14 protein-coding genes are annotated in these 15,962 nt (G+C 55.7%); 8 read left to right on the top strand and 6 right to left on the bottom strand.

Annotated features, from left to right (window positions below; genetic code table 11):
* Nucleotides 1-6: 6 nt before the first annotated feature.
* The 4 genes from gsiA to gsiD all read left to right on the top strand — a co-directional run bounded on the left by gsiA (nucleotide 7) and on the right by gsiD (nucleotide 5,392).
* Complete coding sequence (gsiA, locus tag OGX93_RS05325; RefSeq protein ID WP_024130503.1) at nucleotides 7-1,878, top strand: glutathione ABC transporter ATP-binding protein GsiA; 1,872 nt, start codon at nucleotides 7-9, stop codon at nucleotides 1,876-1,878.
* 35 nt (nucleotides 1,879-1,913) lie between these two features.
* Nucleotides 1,914-3,452 carry a glutathione ABC transporter substrate-binding protein GsiB gene (gsiB, locus tag OGX93_RS05320; protein WP_047457921.1) on the top strand — a complete coding sequence of 513 codons (1,539 nt, stop codon included), beginning with the start codon at nucleotides 1,914-1,916 and terminating at the stop codon, nucleotides 3,450-3,452.
* Between the two features lie 105 nt (nucleotides 3,453-3,557).
* Nucleotides 3,558-4,478, top strand: a complete 921-nt coding sequence (gene gsiC, locus OGX93_RS05315; protein ID WP_230011620.1) for a glutathione ABC transporter permease GsiC — start codon at nucleotides 3,558-3,560, stop codon at nucleotides 4,476-4,478.
* A gap of 2 nt (nucleotides 4,479-4,480) precedes the next feature.
* Nucleotides 4,481-5,392, top strand: coding sequence for a glutathione ABC transporter permease GsiD (gsiD, locus tag OGX93_RS05310; protein ID WP_012133126.1), 912 nt, complete (start codon nucleotides 4,481-4,483; stop codon nucleotides 5,390-5,392).
* A gap of 127 nt (nucleotides 5,393-5,519) precedes the next feature.
* On the opposite strand, the gene rimO is transcribed toward gsiD, so the two are convergent.
* On the bottom strand, nucleotides 5,520-6,845 hold the full coding sequence (rimO, locus tag OGX93_RS05305) for a 30S ribosomal protein S12 methylthiotransferase RimO (protein ID WP_024130502.1): 1,326 nt from the start codon (nucleotides 6,843-6,845) through the stop codon (nucleotides 5,520-5,522).
* Between the two features lie 231 nt (nucleotides 6,846-7,076).
* On the opposite strand from rimO, the gene bssR reads away from it, so the two are divergent.
* Both bssR and OGX93_RS05295 read left to right on the top strand, forming a co-directional pair.
* Nucleotides 7,077-7,460 carry a biofilm formation regulator BssR gene (gene bssR, locus OGX93_RS05300; RefSeq protein WP_024130501.1) on the top strand — a complete coding sequence of 128 codons (384 nt, stop codon included), beginning with the start codon at nucleotides 7,077-7,079 and terminating at the stop codon, nucleotides 7,458-7,460.
* 103 nt (nucleotides 7,461-7,563) lie between these two features.
* Entirely contained in the window at nucleotides 7,564-8,679 is a 1,116-nt protein-coding gene (locus OGX93_RS05295; RefSeq protein WP_286449756.1) for a PQQ-dependent sugar dehydrogenase, read from the top strand.
* Here the strand turns inward: OGX93_RS05295 and OGX93_RS05290 are convergent.
* On the bottom strand, nucleotides 8,676-9,302 hold the full coding sequence (locus OGX93_RS05290) for a glutathione S-transferase family protein (protein ID WP_049008548.1): 627 nt from the start codon (nucleotides 9,300-9,302) through the stop codon (nucleotides 8,676-8,678). The genes OGX93_RS05295 and OGX93_RS05290 overlap by 4 nt on opposite strands.
* Before the next feature lie 244 nt (nucleotides 9,303-9,546).
* Here OGX93_RS05290 and dacC point away from each other — a divergent pair, with 244 nt between their 5' ends.
* Nucleotides 9,547-10,749: a serine-type D-Ala-D-Ala carboxypeptidase gene (gene dacC, locus OGX93_RS05285; RefSeq protein ID WP_024130500.1), complete on the top strand. Its 1,203-nt coding sequence runs from the start codon at nucleotides 9,547-9,549 to the stop codon at nucleotides 10,747-10,749.
* 106 nt (nucleotides 10,750-10,855) lie between these two features.
* On the opposite strand, the gene deoR is transcribed toward dacC, so the two are convergent.
* Both deoR and ybjG read right to left on the bottom strand, forming a co-directional pair.
* A complete protein-coding gene (gene deoR, locus OGX93_RS05280) occupies nucleotides 10,856-11,614 on the bottom strand; it encodes a DNA-binding transcriptional repressor DeoR (protein WP_058668858.1) in 759 nt (252 codons plus the stop codon).
* Between the two features lie 71 nt (nucleotides 11,615-11,685).
* Complete coding sequence (ybjG, locus tag OGX93_RS05275; RefSeq protein WP_275375796.1) at nucleotides 11,686-12,294, bottom strand: undecaprenyl-diphosphate phosphatase; 609 nt, start codon at nucleotides 12,292-12,294, stop codon at nucleotides 11,686-11,688.
* Between the two features lie 312 nt (nucleotides 12,295-12,606).
* Here ybjG and OGX93_RS05270 point away from each other — a divergent pair, with 312 nt between their 5' ends.
* The gene (locus tag OGX93_RS05270; RefSeq protein WP_286449757.1) at nucleotides 12,607-13,839 is read left to right on the top strand and encodes an MFS transporter; all 1,233 of its coding nucleotides are present in this window, start codon (nucleotides 12,607-12,609) and stop codon (nucleotides 13,837-13,839) included.
* Between the two features lie 37 nt (nucleotides 13,840-13,876).
* On the opposite strand, the gene OGX93_RS05265 is transcribed toward OGX93_RS05270, so the two are convergent.
* Both OGX93_RS05265 and OGX93_RS05260 read right to left on the bottom strand, forming a co-directional pair.
* Nucleotides 13,877-14,692 carry a Cof-type HAD-IIB family hydrolase gene (locus tag OGX93_RS05265; protein ID WP_047457901.1) on the bottom strand — a complete coding sequence of 272 codons (816 nt, stop codon included), beginning with the start codon at nucleotides 14,690-14,692 and terminating at the stop codon, nucleotides 13,877-13,879.
* Complete coding sequence (locus OGX93_RS05260; RefSeq protein ID WP_286449758.1) at nucleotides 14,692-15,900, bottom strand: MFS transporter; 1,209 nt, start codon at nucleotides 15,898-15,900, stop codon at nucleotides 14,692-14,694. The genes OGX93_RS05265 and OGX93_RS05260 overlap by 1 nt, the downstream gene beginning before the upstream one ends.
* Nucleotides 15,901-15,962: the final 62 nt, after the last annotated feature.

Below are 15,962 nucleotides of genomic sequence, written 5' to 3'. Positions count from 1 at the left end.
CAACAGGTGCCACACAGTCACGAATTAGACGCCAGCGACGTACTGGCGGTCAAAAATTTGAACATTGCGTTCGAGCAGGAGCAGCAACGCGTCAGCGCGGTGCGCAATGTGTCGTTTCGGCTTCAGCGAGGCGAAACGCTGGCGATTGTCGGTGAATCGGGATCGGGGAAATCCGTTACGGCGTTATCGTTGATGCGCCTGATCGAGCAGGCGGGCGGCGACGTTCACTGCGATCAGATGCTGCTTCGGCGGCGTAATCGCCAGGTCATTGAACTGGGAGAGCAAAGCGATGCGCAGATGCAGCGCGTGCGCGGCGCGGATATCGCCATGATCTTTCAGGAGCCGATGACCTCGCTTAACCCGGTATTTACCGTGGGCGAGCAGATTGCCGAGTCCATTCGCCTGCATCAGGGGGCGAGCCGCGAAGAGGCAATGGCGGAAGCGAAACGGATGCTTGACCAGGTGCGCATTCCTGAGTCGCAGGCCATCTTATCGCGTTACCCGCATCAGCTTTCCGGCGGGATGCGCCAGCGGGTGATGATCGCGATGGCGTTGTCGTGCCGCCCGGCGGTGCTGATTGCCGATGAACCGACCACCGCGCTGGACGTCACGATTCAGGCGCAGATCCTGCAACTGATCAAAGTGCTGCAACAGGATATGTCGATGGGGGTGATTTTTATCACCCATGACATGGGCGTGGTGGCCGATATTGCCGATCGCGTCCTGGTGATGTATCAGGGCGAAGCGGTGGAAACCGGCAGCGTTGAGCAAATTTTCCACGCGCCGCAGCACCCTTATACCAAAGCGCTGCTGGCCGCCGTGCCGCAGTTAGGCGAGATGAGCGGACACGATCTGCCGCGCCGCTTTCCGCTGATTTCACTGAACGATCCCGATCGTGTGGAACCGCAAACCGAGCAGGACACGGTGGTGGCAGGCGATCCAATCCTGCAAGTGCGCAACCTGGTGACGCGTTTCCCGCTGCGCAGCGGCATTCTTAACCGCGTGACCCGTGAAGTGCATGCGGTGGAAAACGTCAGCTTTGATCTCTGGCCTGGCGAAACGCTCTCGCTGGTGGGGGAGTCCGGCTGCGGTAAATCGACCACCGGGCGGGCGCTGCTGCGGCTGGTGGAGTCGCAGGCTGGCGAAATTACCTTCAACGGGCGGCGGATCGACACGCTTCCTGCCGGTAAGTTACAGCCGCTACGGCGAGATATTCAGTTTATTTTTCAGGACCCTTACGCTTCGCTCGACCCGCGCCAGACGGTGGGTTACTCCATAATGGAACCATTGCGGGTGCATGGTTTGCTGGAAGGCGAGGCGGCCGCGTCGCGGGTGGCGTGGTTGCTTGAGCGCGTAGGATTGCGCCCGGAACATGCGTGGCGCTATCCGCATGAGTTTTCTGGCGGCCAGCGTCAGCGTATCTGTATCGCCCGCGCGCTGGCGCTGAATCCAAAAGTGATTATCGCCGATGAGTCAGTCTCCGCGCTGGATGTCTCGATTCGCGGGCAGATCATTAATCTGTTGCTCGATTTGCAGCGGGAAATGGGCATCGCGTATCTGTTTATTTCACACGATATGGCGGTAGTGGAGCGCATCAGCCATCGCGTGGCGGTGATGTATCTGGGGCAGATTGTGGAAATCGGCCCCCGCCGGGCGGTGTTTGAAAATCCGCAGCATCCCTATACCCGTAAATTAATGGCGGCAGTACCGGTGGCCGATCCTTCCCGGCACAGGCCGCAGCGCGTGCTGCTGTCGGACGATATCCCCAGCAACATTCGTAAACGTGGGGAGGAGATCGCGCCCGCTCCATTGCAGTTAGTCGGGCCGGGGCATTATGTCGCGCGCCCGCAGGCAGAAAATGCGTTATCGCGTTTATAACATCTCATAAAACAGGCAGGGTTCAGGAGAATAATATGACAACATTTGTAACCCGTAATTGGCTGGTTGCGCTGGGCGTCGCTTCTGCACTGGCGGCATCTCCGGCGTTTGCTGCTAAAGATGTGGTGGTAGCGGTTGGCTCTAATTTCACCACGCTCGATCCGTACGATGCGAACGACACCTTATCGCAGGCGGTGGCGAAGTCGTTTTATCAGGGGCTGTTTGGTCTTGATAAAGACATGAAGTTAAAAAATGTGCTGGCTGAAAGCTACACCGTTTCCGACGATGGCCTGATCTACACCCTGAAGCTGCGCCAGGGGGTAAAATTCCAGGACGGCACCGACTTTAACGCAGCGGCGGTGAAGGCCAACCTCGATCGCGCGAGCGATCCAGAAAACCATCTCAAACGCTACAACCTGTATAAAAACATCGATAAAACCGAAGCGGTCGATCCGACGACGGTAAAAATTACGCTGAAACAACCGTTCTCGGCGTTTATCAATATTCTGGCGCACCCGGCGACGGCGATGATCTCTCCGGCCGCGCTGGAAAAATACGGTAAGGACATTGGCTTCCATCCGGTCGGCACCGGGCCGTATCAGCTGGATACCTGGAACCAGACTGATTTCGTGAAAGTGAAGAAATTTGCCGATTACTGGCAGAAAGGCTTACCTAAACTGGATACGATCACCTGGCGTCCGGTAACGGACAACAACACCCGCGCGGCAATGCTGCAAACCGGGGAAGCGCAATTTGCGTTCCCGATCCCTTACGAGCAGGCGACAATTCTGGAGAAAAACAAAAATCTACAGTTGGTTGCCAGCCCGTCGATCATGCAGCGTTACATCAGCATGAACGTGACGCAAAAACCGTTCGATAATCCGAAGGTGCGGGAAGCGCTGAACTACGCCATCAACCGTCAGGCGCTGGTCAAAGTGGCCTTTGCCGGTTATGCGACGCCTGCCACGGGCGTGGTGCCGCCAGCCATTGCGTATGCGCAGAGCTACGCGCCGTGGCCTTACGATCCGGCGAAAGCGCGCGAACTGCTGAAAGAGGCGGGCTATCCGAATGGGTTTAGCACCACGCTGTGGTCGTCTCATAACCACAGCACCGCGCAGAAAGTGCTGCAATTTACGCAACAGCAGCTGGCGCAGGTCGGTATTAAGGCGCAGGTAACGGCGATGGACGCCGGGCAGCGTGCGGCAGAAGTGGAAGGCAAGGGGCAGAAAGAGAGCGGTGTGAGAATGTTCTACACCGGCTGGTCGGCTTCCACGGGGGAGGCGGACTGGGCGTTGTCACCGCTGTTTGCCTCGCAAAACTGGCCGCCAACGCTGTTCAATACTGCGTTCTACAGCAACAAGCAGGTTGATGACGACTTAGCGGCAGCGCTGAAAACCAACGATCCGCAGGAGAAAGCGCGCCTGTATAAAGAGGCGCAGGACACCCTCTGGAAAGAGTCCCCCTGGATTCCGCTGGTGGTGGAAAAACTGGTCTCAGCCCACAGTAAAAATTTGACGGGTTTCTGGATCATGCCGGACACTGGCTTCAGTTTTGATGACGCGGATTTGCAGTAAGCAACGCGCGCCCGATGGTTTTATCCGGCTTGCCGACGCAGTTCGTTGCAGGTCGGATAAGGGATTTACGTCGCCATCCGGCAAAAGGTTTGTAAAGGGAGCCTGATGCTTAATTATGTGCTTAAGCGCCTGCTGGGGTTGATTCCGACCCTGCTCATTGTGGCGGTGCTGGTGTTTTTATTTGTTCATCTGTTGCCTGGCGATCCGGCGCGGCTGATTGCCGGGCCGGAGGCTGACGCGCAGGTGATTGAACTGGTGCGCCAGCAGCTTGGTCTCGATCGGCCGTTGCATGTCCAGTTCTGGCATTACATGACTAACGTGTTGCAGGGTGATTTCGGCACGTCGATGGTGTCTCGTCGTCCGGTATCGGCAGAGATTGCCAGCCGCTTTATGCCGACGCTGTGGTTGACCATCACCAGTATGGTATGGGCGGTACTGTTCGGGATGACCGCTGGAATTATCGCCGCCGTCTGGCGTAATCGCTGGCCGGACAGGCTCAGCATGACGCTGGCGGTAACCGGGATTTCGTTCCCGGCGTTCGCGCTGGGGATGCTGCTGATGCAGATATTCTCCGTTGAGCTGGGGTGGTTGCCGACCGTGGGCGCAGATAGCTGGCAGCACTATATTCTTCCCTCCATCACGCTTGGCGCCGCCGTTGCGGCCGTGATGGCGCGCTTTACCCGAGCGTCGTTTGTGGATGTCCTCAGTGAAGATTATATGCGCACCGCGCGCGCGAAAGGGGTCAGCGAAACCTGGGTGGTGCTGAAACACGGTCTGCGTAACGCCATGATCCCGGTTGTGACCATGATGGGGTTGCAGTTTGGCTTTCTGCTCGGCGGTTCGATTGTCGTCGAGAAGGTCTTTAACTGGCCCGGACTGGGGCGATTGCTGGTTGATTCAGTGGAAATGCGCGACTACCCGGTGATTCAGGCTGAAGTGCTGCTGTTTTCTCTGGAGTTTATTCTTATTAATTTAGTGGTGGATGTGCTTTATGCCGCCATTAACCCGGCTATCAGGTACAAGTAAGGATGCGATTATTTAACTGGCGCCGTCAGGCGGTTTTAGATGCCATGCCGCTGGTCAAACCCGACCGGGTGCGTACGCCGTGGCATGAATTCTGGCGGCGTTTTCGCCGTCAGCATGTGGCGATGATCGCAGGGATATTTGTGCTGTTGCTGATCCTGGTGGCGATATTCGCCCGCTGGCTAACGCCTTTCGATGCGGAAAATTACTTTGATTACGATCGCCTGAATGACGGTCCTTCGGCGGCGCACTGGTTTGGCGTGGACTCGCTGGGGCGGGATATTTTCAGCCGCGTACTGGTCGGGGCGCAAATTTCGCTGGCGGCAGGCGTTTTCGCCGTCTTTATCGGCGCGGCGCTTGGCACTGTGCTTGGGCTGGTCGCGGGCTATTACGAAGGCTGGTGGGACCGGCTGATCATGCGTATTTGCGATGTGCTGTTTGCGTTTCCGGGCATTCTGTTAGCGATTGCGGTCGTGGCGGTGCTCGGTAGCGGTATTGCGAATGTGATTATCGCCGTCGCCATCTTTTCTATCCCCGCGTTTGCCCGTCTGGTGCGCGGAAACACATTAGTGCTGAAACAGCAGACGTTTATTGAGTCGGCGCGCAGTATTGGCGCCAGCGACGCGACGATTTTGTTCAACCATATTTTGCCTGGCACGGTCTCGTCGATCGTGGTCTTTTTCACTATGCGCATCGGGACGTCGATTATTTCTGCGGCAAGCCTGTCGTTTCTGGGGTTAGGCGCGCAGCCGCCAACGCCGGAGTGGGGGGCGATGCTCAATGAAGCGCGGGCGGATATGGTCATCGCGCCGCATGTGGCGATTTTTCCGGCGGTGGCGATTTTCCTGACGGTGCTGGCGTTTAACCTGCTGGGCGACGGGCTGCGCGACGCGCTGGACCCGAAGATTAAGGGGTGAATGTGGAACCGTAGGCCTGATAAGCATGTAGGCCTGATAAGACGCTTCAGCGTCGCCATCAGGCATTGCTCCGAATTGCGGCATAAATGCCTTATCCGCCTACGGGTTTTACGATAATTTGGGCGAATTAAACGCGGCTGCCCCACAGGTCATATTCGTCGGCGTTATCAACTTTCACGCGGATAACGTCGCCGGGTTTAACGTTGGTTTCACCGTTGAGGTAGACCGCGCCGTCGATTTCCGGTGCGTCAGCCATGCTGCGGCCAATCGCGCCTTCTTTGTCAACCTCGTCGATAATGACCAGGATTTCGCGACCCACTTTCTCTTGCAGACGTTCTGCGGAGATCTGCTGTTGCAGCTGCATAAAGCGGTTCCAGCGCTCTTCTTTCACCTCTTCCGGCACCTGATCAGGCAGCGCGTTCGCACCAGCGCCTTCGACCGGGCTGTACTTGAAGCAGCCGACGCGATCCAGGCGCGCCTCTTTGAGGAAGTCGAGCAGCATCTGGAAATCGTCTTCCGTTTCGCCAGGGAAACCGACGATAAAGGTCGAACGCAGGGTCAGTTCCGGGCAAATCTCACGCCACTGTTTGATGCGCGCCAGTTGGCGATCGACAGCGCCCGGACGCTTCATCAGTTTGAGAATGCGCGGGCTGGCATGTTGCAGGGGGATATCCAGATACGGCAGGATTTTGCCTTCCGCCATCAGTGGGATCACGTCATCAACGTGTGGATAAGGGTAGACGTAGTGCAGGCGCGTCCAGATGCCCAGTTTTGACAACTGCTCGCAAAGGTCGACCATGCTCGTTTTTACCGGCTCGCCGTTGTGGAAACCGGTGCGGTGCTTCACATCCACGCCGTAAGCGGAGGTATCCTGGGAAATGACGAGGATCTCTTTCACGCCCGCATCGACCAGACGTTTGGCTTCGCTTAACACTTCGCCAATCGGACGGCTGACCAGATCGCCGCGCATGGACGGAATAATGCAGAAGGTGCAGCGATGGTTGCAGCCTTCAGAAATCTTCAGGTAGGCGTAGTGACGCGGGGTCAGCTTAACGCCCTGTTCCGGCACCAGGCTCAGGAACGGGTTGTGCTTCGGTTTTGGTACGTAATGGTGAACGTGTTCCAGAACCTGCTCATAGCTATGCGGCCCGGTGATTTCCAGCACTTTAGGGTGCACTTCACGGATCTGATCGACTTTCGCGCCCAGGCAGCCGGTGACGATCACCTTGCCATTTTCAGTCAGCGCTTCACCAATCGCTTCCAGAGACTCCTGTACGGCGCTGTCGATAAAGCCACAGGTATTGACGATCACCATGTCGGCGTCGTCGTAGCTCGGTACGACGTCATAGCCTTCGGTACGCAGTTCAGTCAGGATTCGCTCCGAATCAACCAGGTTTTTCGGGCAGCCCAGGGAAACGAAGCCGATTTTCGGCTGGCGGGTTACATTGCTCATAGCTTAAAAATTGTTCAGTTATTGGAATGGTCAGGGCAGGGATTCTACAGAGATCCGGGCAAAAAATGTATCGCTATCTCATCGCCTGTGCGGGTAAGCGCGCCACGGGGTTTATAGCAAATATGTAAAGTATGTTAATACCGAGTGAATTATTGATCTCAGGCAGCACTTTGTTCAAAAAATGACCATACTATTAAGTTGCAGTATGGTTGGAAAGAGGAGGAACAAGGTATGGTCGTTGACAGACTAAGAACCGAGCTACTTAACAAGCTGATAAACGCCCGAATCGATCTCGCCGCTTATTTGCAGTTAAGAAAGGCGAAAGGCTATATGTCAGTCAGCGAAAGTGATCATCTGCGTGACAACTTTTTTGAACTGAATCGTGGGCTTCACGATAAATCACTGCTGCAAGGTCTGCATCTGGATCAGGAAGAATGGAATGCTTTACATCGTGCTGAAGGCGCACTGGCAGCCGCCGCAGTATGTCTCATGAGCGGACACCATGACTGTCCGACGTTTATCGCCGTCAACGCAGAGAAACTTGAAAACTGTCTGACAACATTGACGCTGAGTATCCAGAGCCTGAAAGCGCAATCACCGCTTGAACAGGTCTAAGTCAGGGGGAGGCGACTCCCCCTTTTCGTTAAGTTTTTGTAAAAATCAATCCGCGCTGTCCCTTGCTGACTACGCTTTAACGCAGGGTCATACAGGAGGCGGTATGCGTCGGACACTTTTCTCTGTTGCCTTATTGGCACTGTTTTCTCCCTTCGTGAATGCAGAAACCCCGGCGGTGAAGGTGGAGGTTTTGCAGACCAAACTTGATCATCCTTGGGCGCTGGCTTTTCTGCCGGATAACCGCGGTATGTTGATAACTCTCAGAGGCGGCCAGCTTCGTCACTGGCAGGCGGATAAAGGGCTTTCCGATCCGATAACGGGCGTACCGAAGGTCTGGGCGAACGGGCAGGGGGGATTGCTGGACGTGGCGCTCGCGCCTGATTTTGAGCAGTCTCGCCGCGTCTGGCTCAGTTTTTCTGAGGCCGATCGCGAGGGGAAAGCCGGAACGGCGGTAGGCTTCGGGCGACTCAGCGATGACCTGAAGCATCTGGAGGAATTCCAGACCGTTTTTCGTCAGATGCCGAAACTCTCAACCGGTAATCATTTCGGCGGACGACTGGTTTTTGACGGCAAAGGCCATCTGTTTATCGGGCTTGGCGAAAATAATCAGCGCCCTACCGCACAGGATCTGGACAAGTTGCAGGGCAAAGTGGTGCGCCTGACCGACCAGGGGAGCGTGCCGCCGGATAATCCCTTTGTGAATCAGACCGGCGCGCGCCCTGAGATCTGGTCGTACGGCATACGTAACCCGCAGGGTATGGCGATAAACCCGTGGAGCGATGCGCTGTGGTTGAATGAGCATGGCCCGCGCGGCGGCGATGAAATCAATATCCCCGAAAAAGGTAAAAATTATGGCTGGCCGCTGGCAACCTGGGGCATCAACTACAGCGGCTTTAAAATCCCGGAAGCGAAAGGTGAAATTGTCGAGGGAACGGAGCAGCCGATCTTCTACTGGAAAAAATCGCCAGCGGTCAGCGGCATGGCGTTTTATAACAGCGACACGTTCCCTCAATGGAAGCAGAAACTGTTTATAGGCGCGCTGAAAGAGCAGGATGTGATTGTCCTGAGCGTTAACGGCGATAAGGTGAAGGAGGACGGACGGATTCTGGGCGACAGAGGGAAACGTATTCGCGATGTGCGCGCAGGACCCGACGGTTATTTATATGTCTTAACCGACGAGTCCGATGGAGAACTGCTGAAAGTTAGCCCACGCGCTTAGCTGACCGGGATCATCACCGTTTTACGAAATGCCGGACGTTCGGTAAGTTGCTGATACCAGCGCTCAAGGTGAGGGCGCGGCGTCCAGCTCAGGCCAACGTTAAACAGGTTGTAGACGAAGGGGGCGATCGCGATATCCGCTGTGCCGAACTCCGCGCCGGAGAACCAGGTCTGGCTGGCCAGCGCCTCATCAAGAATGCCAAACAGGCCGTCGCAGACGTTGGCGCCGGCGTCGATCGCCGCCTGGTCGCGCTGCTCCGGCGGGGTGCGGACTAAACCCATCAGGATCACGCGATGCGCCGGGCTTAACGTCTGGTTTGCCCAGTCCATCCACTTTTCCCCTTCTGCCCGTCGCGCCGGAGAGTCTACCCACAGACGTTTTTGCCCATACTGCGCTGCCAGATAGCGGACGATGGTATTGGACTCCCAGAGCAAAACGTCCGTTTCATCATCGCGCAGCAGCGGCACCAGGCCATTCGGGTTCATCGCCAGATAGTCAGCGTCATGATTCAGCCCGAACTGCCCGCCTGCCAGAATTTGCGTATAAGGCAGCTCCAGTTCGTCGAGCGTCCATCGCACTTTTTTGACGTTGGTTGAGTTATTCCGTCCCCACAGCGTAATCATAGTTACCCCTCAAATTGTTCTGCAATCGGTATCCGACTCGTCCCATGGTGGGATAAAGCTAACATTTACGCAACAGCTTGCAAAAAAATCCTCACGGAGGCAGCGCAGCGTGGCGTTATTGCATAAACTTTAAAAACTTTACCAACTTACGGTTTCTTTAAGTTCGTTAGTGCGTTATTACTCACCGCACTTATAACACGGTGGTATGGCGTGTTTTTTTGGAATGGATACTCGGGTGGCATTTATGACGCAATACTCTTCTTCCCTTCGTAGTCTTGCTGCGGGTTCAGCACTCTTATTCCTTTTTGCGCCGACGTTACAGGCGGCTGAGCAGACAACGGCGCCGCCGAGCGTTGATGCGCGCGCGTGGATTTTAATGGACTATTCCAGCGGCAAGGTGCTGGCGGAAGGCAACGCCGACGAGAAACTGGACCCCGCCAGCCTGACCAAAATTATGACCAGTTACGTCGTCGGGCAGGCGCTGAAGGCCGGAAAAATTCAGCTCACGGATATGGTGACGGTAGGAAAAGACGCCTGGGCCACGGGCAACCCGGCTCTGCGCGGTTCGTCGGTCATGTTCCTTAAACCCGGAGATCAGGTCTCGGTATCCGATCTCAACAAGGGTGTGATTATCCAGTCGGGTAACGACGCTTGTATTGCGCTTGCGGATTATGTTGCCGGAAGCCAGGAGTCGTTCATTGGTTTGATGAATGGTTACGCGAAAAAACTGGGGCTGACCAACACAACGTTCCAGACGGTTCACGGCCTGGATGCGCCGGGGCAGTTTAGTACCGCGCGTGATATGGCGCTGTTGGGCAAAGCGCTGATCCATGATGTGCCGGAAGAGTACGCCATTCACAAAGAAAAAGAGTTCACTTTCAACAAGATTCGCCAGCCGAACCGTAACCGCCTGCTGTGGAGTTCTAATCTGAACGTTGACGGCATGAAAACCGGGACAACGGCAGGCGCCGGATACAATCTGGTGGCCTCTGCGACTCAGGGAGATATGCGTTTGATCTCCGTCGTGCTGGGGACGAAAACCGATCGCATCCGTTTTAATGAGTCAGAGAAATTGTTGACCTGGGGCTTCCGCTTCTTTGAAACGGTGACACCCATTAAACCTGACGCGACGTTCGTGACTCAGCGCGTCTGGTTTGGGGATAAGAGCGAGGTGAATCTGGGCGCGGGAGAGGCGGGTTCCGTGACGATTCCGCGCGGACAGCTGAAAAACCTGAAGGCCAGCTTTACGCTGACGGAACCGCAGCTGACCGCGCCGTTGAAGAAAGGCCAGGTTGTCGGCACCATCGACTTCCAGCTCAACGGGAAGTCCATTGAACAGCGTCCGCTGATGGTGATGGAAAACGTGGAAGAGGGCGGCTTCTTTGGGCGGATATGGGACTTCGTCCTGATGAAATTCCACCAGTGGTTTGGCGGCTGGTTCTCTTAATCGCGGTGACGGTGCCGGATGGCGTTAACGCTTATCCGGCCTACGATACGTGCATATTTGTAGGCCGGATAAGGCGCGGCAGCGCCGCCATCCGGCAAACCCTACATCAATACATCAACGTAATGCGCTGCGCTTTGGCATAATCGACAAACTCATCGTCGGGGCGGCAGTCGCTCACTACCGCATCAAAACGCGTTAATTCGCCCATCCGCGCGGGTCGCACCTTGCCGAATTTACTGTGATCCACCACCAGAACATGGTATTGCGCCATTGACATGGCCCAGTGTTTCACCGGCAGTTCTTCGAGGTTAAAACAGGTTGCCCCTTTGCTGATATGAACGCCTGCGGCGGAATAAAAGGCGATATCAGGGCAGATATTATTCAGGGTTTCCTGAAAATCGAGCGGTTTGAAAATGGCGTTGCTGGCGTGAAATTCCCCGCCACACAGAATCGCCCGGCACAGGGGTTTTTCCTGGAGCGCCAGAAACGTATTCAGGGAATAACAGACGGCGGTGAAAGGCAATTCGTTATCAATGGCTTCAATGATCCACGGCGTGGTGGTGCCGCAGTCAAAAAAAATCGTCTGATGCGCCTGTACCAGACCGGCGGCCAGCTGCGCGGCGCGGCGCTTCTCTTCAACCAGGCGGGATTTTTGATCGCTCAATAAATAATGGCTGGCGCTGCGGGGTTCCAGAACAATATACCCGCCCAGTAACACGACGGGCGCGCTTTTATTATTCAGGTCGCGACGAATGGTCATCTCCGATACGCCCAGCAGAGTCGCGGCTTCTTTCAGGTGTAATTTATCGCTGCGTTTTAGCGCTTGCAGCAATTGACCAATACGCTCGTCGCGTCGTGTTTCCATAATTCCCCTGGACAGTTGAATAAGCACTCTGCACAGTACAGAGCGCTTAATACTACTCTTTTTTCACCAGGTTAGTCACGTACCCAGCCTTTACGAATGGGCAGCGCGAAGCAGACGCGGTAGCACGTTTGTAGGCCGTGGTAGAGAGCAACCCCATATTTTTGCCACAGCATTTGCGTGCTCAGGCAGCCGATCATCCCGACCAGCAAACCGCCGAGCATATCCAGCGGCCAGTGAACGCCGAGGTAAACGCGTGACCAGGCGACCGTCACGGCCAGCGTCATGAGCAGTACGCCAGACCAGACGCGGTGCCAGAATAAAAACGCCAGCGCAAAGGTAAAGACAACGGTGCCGTGGTCGCTCGGGAAGGAGTCATCGGGCGCGTGATGCAGGAAGTTATAGCCGATACGATCGACAAAAGGGCGATCGTGCGGGAAAAGATGCCCCATTATCCAGGAGATCGTCAGGCTGATGAGCAGCGCGATACCCATTTTAATCACCAACTGGCGTTGAGCGCAGACCCGATCGCGCGGCCCCCATAACCAAAGCACAACGGCCAGCAGCGGCACGATGTTAATCAAATCTCTGGCAATGAAAATGGCCAGAGCGATCATCCACTGTGCGGAGTCGGGGGTGGCATTGATTAAGTAAAACAGCGAGTTGTTAAGGTTTTCCAGCATAACATCCAGACTCAGTGCAGTGATTAAACGAAACGACCCTACGTGCTCCGGGTAAGGGCGAGAATACAAAGTGCCGCAACGGGGGGAAAGCGGTATTGTCTTATTTACCTGTAAAATGAGGAAATTTAAGACAATGGCGCGAGCTTATTCGCCATGATAGCGCCAGCAACTTAAATTAACCTTAAAGCAAAAGGTCACGAAGGATGATTATGTAAAAATGTGCGCATTTTGTTTGTAAATCACATAATTCGCTATCTCAGGTAACGTACTTTCATTACACTTTGCGCGATTTTTTATTTGCGAAGAGATTGCATGCAAAACCTTTCACAAACAGGCGTCCGGCTCGGACGTCAGGCACTGCTTTTCCCTCTCTGTCTGGTGCTTTACGAATTTTCTACGTATATCGGCAACGATATGATCCAGCCGGGGATGCTGGCGGTGGTGGAACAGTATCAGGCCGGGATCGACTGGGTTCCGACCTCGATGACCGCCTACCTGGCGGGCGGGATGTTTTTGCAGTGGCTGTTAGGGCCGCTGTCGGATCGTATTGGACGCCGCCCGGTGATGTTAGCGGGCGTGATCTGGTTTATCGTCACCTGCCTTGCCACACTGCTGGCGCAAAACATTGAGCAGTTCACCCTGCTGCGTTTTTTGCAGGGGGTAAGCCTGTGCTTTATTGGCGCCGTGGGGTACGCCGCCATTCAGGAATCTTTTGAAGAAGCGGTGTGTATCAAAATTACGGCGTTAATGGCTAACGTTGCCCTGATTGCGCCGCTGCTGGGGCCGCTGGTGGGCGCCGCCTGGGTGCATGTTCTGCCGTGGGAAGGGATGTTTGTTCTGTTTGCCGTACTGGCGGCGATTGCTTTTGTCGGCTTACAGCGCGCGATGCCGGAGACCGCGACCCGCCTCGGCGAGAAGCTGTCGCTTAAAGAGCTGGGGCGGGATTACAAGCTGGTGCTGAAAAACGTACGGTTTGTTGCCGGCGCGCTGGCGCTGGGGTTCGTCAGCCTGCCGCTGCTGGCGTGGATTGCCCAGTCGCCGATCATTATCATTAGCGGTGAGCAGCTCAGCAGCTATGAATATGGCTTGTTGCAGGTTCCTGTCTTTGGCGCGCTGATTGCCGGGAATCTGGTGCTGGCGCGGTTGACCTCCCGGAGAACGGTGCGCGCATTGATTATCATGGGCGGCTGGCCGATTGTGGCGGGATTGCTGATCGCCGCAGCCGCGACGGTGGTCTCTTCCCATGCATATTTATGGATGACGGCGGGCCTGAGCGTCTACGCCTTTGGCATCGGCGTGGCGAACGCGGGGCTGGTGCGTCTGACCCTGTTCGCCAGCGATATGAGCAAAGGCACGGTTTCTGCGGCGATGGGGATGTTGCAGATGCTGATCTTTACCGTGGGTATTGAAGTGAGCAAGCATGCTTATCTGAGCGGCGGCAACGGCTTATTCAGCCTCTTCAACCTGGCGAACGGCATTCTCTGGCTGCTGCTGATGGTTATCTTCCTGAAAGACAAACGGGTAGGGGATTCACGGGAAGAGTGAGGCCCTCCGGCGCAGCGCCATCAGGCCTCAAGGGGCATTACCCACTGAATGGGGCTTCGTTTTTCAGCACGCGGTCGATAACGTCCAGCACGCCTTCCGCGTTATTCGAGCCCGCCCGATATTTCGCCGCAGAGGCCACCGCCGCTCCGGCGTTTTCCATCGCAAAACTGAAGCCGGCCTGACGCAGCATCTCAATATCATTGCCGCCGTCGCCAAACGTCACGACCTCATCATTGTTAATCCCCCAGCGTTGTTGCAGCAGACGCAAGCCGTTCGCTTTGTGTACGCCGGGAATGATCAAATCGATGCTGCCGTAACCGGTATGAACCGGCACCATGATATCGCCAATCGCATCATGCAGCGCCGTCTGAACCTGGGGAATACGGTCATCAGTAATGTTGAGGCCGAATTTAAAGAACACGTCATTGATGTTGTCGAAGCTGTCCACGAACTCAAGGCGATGGTAGTACATCGCCGCAACCTGTTTCAGTTCATCGTTGTACTGTTTCAGGGTATAGGCGCTGCTTTTACCGCAGGCGATGATTTCAATATCCGCGCGGGTCAGCAGATGATCGACAACGGCAGCAAAATCCTCTTTCGCCAGTTCGCCGTTGAACACGTCTTCGCCCTCGCTGACCACCCAGCCGCCGTTTTCAGCGACAAAGGCGATTTCGTGGGCGATCTCTGGAAAGAAAGAGATTAACTGGTAATACTGATTACCGCTGGCGACCACAAAACGGATGCCTTTCTGCTTCATTAGCCGATACTGCGCCATAAACCGGTCGCGATTATAGGTTTTTTGATCGCTCAAAAAGGTGCCGTCCATGTCTACCGCAATTAGCTTGATACCCATTAACTATTCTCCATAACAGATTGAGTGTTCGATGTCGGTTTGGCGACAGCCTTTGCGACAAGAGCGGCAAGGATGACCAGCGCCAGCACAACCAGCATTGCGCTGCGCAAACCATAATGTTCGCCAAGATAACCCAGCAGCGGCGGCCCCACCAGGAAGGCCAGATAACCGGTTGTCGCCACCACGCTGACGCGGGTTGGCGCGTCCGGGCCGGTATCGCTGGCCGCTGAAATCGTTAGCGGGAAGCCAAGCGACGCCCCAAGCCCCCAGAGAATAACGGAAACGCCCGCGACCCAGGCGCTGTCGACGAAGATAATCAGACCAATACCAAGCGCTCCCATTAGCGCGCTGGCGCGGACTACCGCCACGCGGCTATAACGGTCGATAAACCAGCCGCCGGTAAAGCGCCCGACGGTCATACCGAGCGTAAAGCCCGCATAAATCAGCGAGCCGGACGTTGGGCTGAAGCCGTGACCATCCACCATCAGAAGCGGCAGCCAGTCGTTGGCGGACCCTTCAGCGAAGGCCATTGCCAGTACCACCACGCCGATCAACAGTAGCTGGACATCGCGATAAAAAGGTACGCCTTTTTCCGTTGTGTGGGCGCCGTTGGCGGCGTTTTTCCCCGTGCCGTCGGGAATAGCGCGAATAGCAATAAAAATGGGGACAATCGCGACGAGAGCCGCCAGCAGGATATGAGCGTTGGCAGGGACGTTAAAGGCGGTTAGCGCCATGCCGACGCCAGCACCAGCCAGCGTACCGAAGCTGTAAAAACCGTGCATCATCGGCAGGACGGTTTTATTCATTTCACGTTCAACCGCCGCCCCTTCAACGTTGATAGCGACTTCGGCGGCGCCAAAGCTGGCGCCGAATACGCCTAAGCCAAGCGCAAAAACCAGCGGAGAAGCGAACCACAGCGCAATGCTGAGGATAACCATCCCCGCAACGGCGCAGGACATGGTGGTCTGAATGACGTTGCGCGTGCCAAATCGCTTTACCAGCCAGGCGGAACACAGAATACCGCTCATCGAACCGATGGAAAGCCCAAACAGCACCGCCCCCATTTCTGCCGTTGATACCGAAAGGATATCGCGAATGGCGGGGGTGCGGGTTGCCCATGAGGCCATCAACAGCCCTGGCAAGAAGAAGAACATAAAAAGCGCCCAGGTTCGGCGTCTTAAGGCTTTACGTGATGAGATGGCGGTCATTGATTCAAACTGAAAAAAGAGAATACAGGGGACAACACTAGCAAGTTTGTGTACATTTGTAC

The organism is Citrobacter sp. CK195 (assembly GCF_030333365.1).
Classification (GTDB): domain Bacteria; phylum Pseudomonadota; class Gammaproteobacteria; order Enterobacterales; family Enterobacteriaceae; genus Citrobacter_B; species Citrobacter_B koseri.
The sequence above is the reverse complement of the archived record's forward strand: the minus strand, read 5'-3'. Positions and strand labels throughout refer to the sequence as shown.

Coding starts and splice junctions, on each gene's coding strand:
- OGX93_RS05260 (WP_286449758.1), bottom strand. CDS start 15,900: ATGACCGCCATCTCATCACGTAAAGCCTTAAGACGCCGAACCTGGGCG.
- OGX93_RS05295 (WP_286449756.1), top strand. CDS start 7,564: ATGCGTCGGACACTTTTCTCTGTTGCCTTATTGGCACTGTTTTCTCCC.
- rimO (WP_024130502.1), bottom strand. CDS start 6,845: ATGAGCAATGTAACCCGCCAGCCGAAAATCGGCTTCGTTTCCCTGGGC.
- OGX93_RS05270 (WP_286449757.1), top strand. CDS start 12,607: ATGCAAAACCTTTCACAAACAGGCGTCCGGCTCGGACGTCAGGCACTG.
- dacC (WP_024130500.1), top strand. CDS start 9,547: ATGACGCAATACTCTTCTTCCCTTCGTAGTCTTGCTGCGGGTTCAGCA.
- gsiB (WP_047457921.1), top strand. CDS start 1,914: ATGACAACATTTGTAACCCGTAATTGGCTGGTTGCGCTGGGCGTCGCT.
- ybjG (WP_275375796.1), bottom strand. CDS start 12,294: ATGCTGGAAAACCTTAACAACTCGCTGTTTTACTTAATCAATGCCACC.
- OGX93_RS05265 (WP_047457901.1), bottom strand. CDS start 14,692: ATGGGTATCAAGCTAATTGCGGTAGACATGGACGGCACCTTTTTGAGC.
- bssR (WP_024130501.1), top strand. CDS start 7,077: ATGGTCGTTGACAGACTAAGAACCGAGCTACTTAACAAGCTGATAAAC.
- OGX93_RS05290 (WP_049008548.1), bottom strand. CDS start 9,302: ATGATTACGCTGTGGGGACGGAATAACTCAACCAACGTCAAAAAAGTG.
- gsiD (WP_012133126.1), top strand. CDS start 4,481: ATGCGATTATTTAACTGGCGCCGTCAGGCGGTTTTAGATGCCATGCCG.
- gsiC (WP_230011620.1), top strand. CDS start 3,558: ATGCTTAATTATGTGCTTAAGCGCCTGCTGGGGTTGATTCCGACCCTG.
- deoR (WP_058668858.1), bottom strand. CDS start 11,614: ATGGAAACACGACGCGACGAGCGTATTGGTCAATTGCTGCAAGCGCTA.